Raw genomic sequence first — 4,503 nt, 5'->3', positions numbered from 1 at the left:
TCAACCGGTTGATATCAATCACCGATCCCGGCGGCAGCACAGAAACCTACACACTCGACGGTAACGGCAACCAGACTGCTAAAACAGACCAGAATGGACACACAACCACATATACCTATGACGCTTTAAATAGAATAACCAACGTAACAGATGCTCTCGGCAACACAGAAGTTATAGTATACGATCCACTCGGCAATAAAACCAGCGTGACCGATCGGCGCGGCAACACGACCACCTTTACCTACGACCAGTGCGCCAGGCTGCTCATGGCAACCGACCCGGCAAACCACACCACCACATACACCTATGATCTGGCCGGCAATAAACTTAGCCTCACCGACCCCCGCGGCGCCAGTTGGACATACGCCTATGACGACAACAACAGGCTGGTTGCAGCGACCGACCCACTCGGTCATATCAGCACGACCGAGTATGACAGTGTCGGCAACGCCGTCTACATCACCGACGCCAACGGTGTGACCACAACCTACGGCTATGACCCGTTAAACAGACTGGCCTCCGTCACCGACGCCCTGGGGCATACCACAAGCTACACCTACGACAATAACAGCAACCTGACTGCAGTCACCAATGCCAAAAACCAGACCTTTACCGCCGCCTACGACGCGCTGAACCGACTGGTGCAGGAAACCGACCCACTGTGCAACACCAGCCACAAAACTTACGACCCTGTCGGCAACCTGTCATCCATGACCAAGCCGGACGGATCTGAAATAAACTATACCTATAACGCCAACAACCGCCTGACGAACATTACCTACCCCAATAACACCGGAGTAAGCTATACTTACGACGCAAACGGCAACCGCACAGCCATGACAGACCCGGCAGGTACCACCGGCTACAGCTATAACAGCTTAAACCGGCTAACCTCGGTAACAAGAGACGTATACTCCGTAGACTACGAATACGACCAGGCCGGAAATATAACAGCGTTAACCTACCCCGGCGGCCTGCGGGTCAGCTACACTTACAACAGCCTGAACCTGCCAGTGTCGGTGTCCGATTCAGTCTATTCAACAAGCATATCATATAATGAGGTTGGCAATAGGCTTCAGGAAATCCTGCCAAATGGCATAATGGTAAACTACGGATACGACCTTAGCGGTCGCCTGACAGTGCTGGAGCACGTTTACGGTCAGGGTGCCATCGCCAGGTCGGCCTATACCCTGGACAACGTCGGCAACCGGCTCAGTGCAACCGACGAACAAGGCAACACCACCCAATACACCTATGACGATCTTTATCAACTAACCAGAGTAGAATATCCCGACGACCAGACAGTGAATTACACGTACGATCCGGCAGGCAACAGAACAAGCGCAAACGGTGTTACCTATACCTACGATAACGCCAACCGCCTAATCCAAGCAGGTGCAGATACCTATGCTTACGACCTTAACGGCAACCTGACATCAGTCAGTGATGCCACCTACAACAATTGCAGCTACAATTACGACTACGAAAACCGACTGCTCAACTTCTCCGACGGAACCCGAACCATCCAGTACAGCTACGACGGCGACGGCAACCGTCTTAGCCAGAGCGTGTCTGTATCGGGTTCGGTCTACCGTTCAGACGAATATAGTTATATTTACGATATCAACACAGGAATACCGCGCCTGCTCGCAGAAAAGGATGATACAGGAAATATAAATAGTTATACCTACGCCGGCAGGCTTCTGAGCAGGATTGACCCCGTAGATACCGTATACTACCACCAAGACGGGTTGGGCAGCATTTCGGTAATAACCGATGTTTACAGCAACCCGCTCAACCGCTACACGTACGATGCCTTCGGTAGTCCGCGTTCGGTTTCGGAGAGTGTATACAATACGTTCCGTTTTACCGGTGAGCCTTACGACGCAAACGGTCTGATTTACTTACGGGCGAGATATTATAACCCAGTTACTGGCAGGTTCTTAAGCCAGGATACTCTCCAGGGGAAACTTAACGACCCGCTGTCGCAGAACAGGTATGTTTATTGTGGGAATAATCCGGTGTTGTATGTGGATCCATCAGGTCATTTAGAGATATGTGGAATTTATACCATTATGTGGTCTTATGCTAAAGAAGATTTAATTAAATATACGAATACCATCGGTGAAGTAGATTGGGATAGGTTTACACAGGAAAGTTCATTTGCTAGAACGGCTTACACCCGTAAGAATGAATTATTGGCTTCAGGTTTTAATGATGGAATTGACGTTCAAAGAATAGACAATAAAGAAGATTTGCAACAGACTTGGGATATGTTTACTGGCTATGATAAAATATCTGGCATGGATGTATTTTCTCATGGATACCCGTGGGGACCTGAAGTTGCGGGTGGCAGTGGTGAAGGGGAAGACAATTTTTGGAATTACCCCAAGAGGTTAAACTGGTCTAGCAATGCGGAAGTAGTATTTCACGGTTGTGAAACTTCCGAATATGCTAATCGTTTTGCATTAATGCAAGATGTCATAACATATGGGCAGGAAGGAAAATCTTCATTTTCTTTAGACCCAACAAAACACACACCAATCTGGCTAGGAAATTCGGAATCGCCTGTATACCTATACGATTATGAGTACATGAAGTTATATAATAATAATGGATGGGGTAAGCGTTATCAATACTATTTCTCCCCTAATCCAATTGCATAATGTATTTGGACGGGCATTGACCTTATCCTGAAGCGGTTAAACGGGTGAATCGCTAGGTTGCCTATCTGAGAGCGTTAATCAATCGGCGGGTCATAGTGCTATCTGTGGCACACCACGATCTTTTGATGAACAGATCCTCAGTTGTAACAATGTACAGCCATGTCAATCTCATTAGTTTAAGAAAGGGATTAAGGTAATATGGTGAAAAAAGCAATAACATTTTTATTATTATTCATTCAGATTATATTATTAATTTTATTGGTCTTTTATATTGTTACTCATGCTATACCACCAAATAATCATATTGCAGATGAGACCATCCCGGATATATTTAGAATATTAATTGTTATTTTGGTTATGAATATTTTATTTAAATTATTAGGGATAAAGTTACTAGAACATAATCGAAGTTTAAGAATTATGTTGTTTGCGATATTTATAATAACCATTATAGTGTTGGTGACTTTTTATTTCTTGATTAAGTTTGATATAATTTTACCTTATACAGAATGGTTACCAAAAAATATTTAAATATTATTTTTGTAAAGAAACCCTTATCTCTCACCTTCGCCTACGACAAATTAAGCAGAATAACATCCACCGCCGACGCTTTAGGCAACATCACCTCATACAAGTACGACACCTGCGGCGACGTGACTGTGGGGGAAGACATGGGGACGGTTCTTTTGTCTTGACAAGGTATAAACCTTCTACCAGGGGTGATTAAGATGCCAGAGAGAAAAAAGCAAAAGTGGCTATTACCATGATGAAGAAGATAAGCTCCGATTTATTGAGACGCTACATGAAAAGAAACAAGAGAATAGATTTTCCCTACATGCCTTCTGTCTTGCATTAAGTAACGACCCTGTCAACACCGCAACAGGCAACTTTATATACGACCATACCGACCTGAACATACCTGCCAGGATTCCACTTGAGTTCACCAGGTATTACAATTCCCGTGATGAATATACAGGTCCTTTAGGCAATGGATGGCAACATAATTATAACACTTATTTGACAGTAAACGAGGACAATTCCGTTGAAGTTAAATACCCTGACGGGCACATGTTTCTATTTACTTATGAAAACGGCTCATACAGCCGTCCGACCGGCTGCTTTGAAAATCTTAGCCAAAACACTGACGGGACATATGTCCTTACATTCAAGAATCAAACCAAGTATGTTTTTGACTCGCAAGGCAAGTTGGCAAAAATCGCCGATAAAAACGATAACTCTATAACCATGCAATATACCGGATCATTATTAACAACTGCCACCGAGCCAGCCGGGCGTTCCCTTAATTTTGAATATGATGCCAACGACCGGTTAATCAGAATTACCGACCCGGCCGGGAGAACGGTTATTTTCAGCTATGACACTGAAGGTAATCTTTCTTCCGTACAGGATTTTAATGGGGGCAGCACTTCCTTTGCCTATGGACAATATGGACTGACCACGATTACCGATCCGAAAGGCAACAATGAAGTAATTAATGAATACGATGCGGATTCCCGTGTTATCAGACAAGAAGACGCCAAGGGCAATGTAACATTATTTTTTTATAACCCCGCTGAGAAAAAAAATGCCATGACCGATCCCAACGGCAATACGGCATACTTCTATTACGATGATAAATACAGGATAACTCAAATAGATTATCCGCAAAACCTGACGCAATTATATACCTTTGATGAAAACTACAACAGAACTAGTAGTTTGTTAACTCTTAAACTGTGGATAAAGCCGCTTTAATTTGGTTCTTGCTTCAGCGGTCGTAAATTGCCAGTCAACACCTTTTTGATTTCTATTTCTTGCGGTTTCCCAAACTGCCAGT

At 44.3% G+C, this 4,503-nt stretch carries 3 protein-coding genes; all 3 read left to right on the top strand.

Annotated features, from left to right (window positions below; translation table 11 throughout):
- Positions 1-2,666: RHS repeat-associated core domain-containing protein (locus L9W92_RS18420; protein ID WP_282442419.1), on the top strand; the 2,666-nt coding region annotated here is incomplete at its 5' end.
- 509 nt (positions 2,667-3,175) lie between these two features.
- Positions 3,176-3,361, top strand: coding sequence for an RHS repeat domain-containing protein (locus L9W92_RS18415; protein WP_240085200.1), 186 nt, complete (start codon positions 3,176-3,178; stop codon positions 3,359-3,361).
- Positions 3,362-3,455: 94 nt separating this feature from the next.
- The gene (locus tag L9W92_RS19250; RefSeq protein ID WP_312038127.1) at positions 3,456-4,421 is read left to right on the top strand and encodes a DUF6531 domain-containing protein; all 966 of its coding nucleotides are present in this window, start codon (positions 3,456-3,458) and stop codon (positions 4,419-4,421) included.
- Positions 4,422-4,503: the final 82 nt, after the last annotated feature.

Source organism: Pelotomaculum terephthalicicum JT (assembly GCF_022410535.1).
Classification (GTDB): domain Bacteria; phylum Bacillota; class Desulfotomaculia; order Desulfotomaculales; family Pelotomaculaceae; genus Pelotomaculum_D; species Pelotomaculum_D terephthalicicum.
Note: the sequence above shows the minus strand (reverse complement) of the source record. Positions and strands in the feature narration are given on the sequence as shown.

Bases quoted from the DNA above. Each gene is read 5' to 3' on its own strand.
- L9W92_RS18415 (WP_240085200.1), top strand. From the start codon at position 3,176: ATGGTTACCAAAAAATATTTAAATATTATTTTTGTAAAGAAACCCTTA.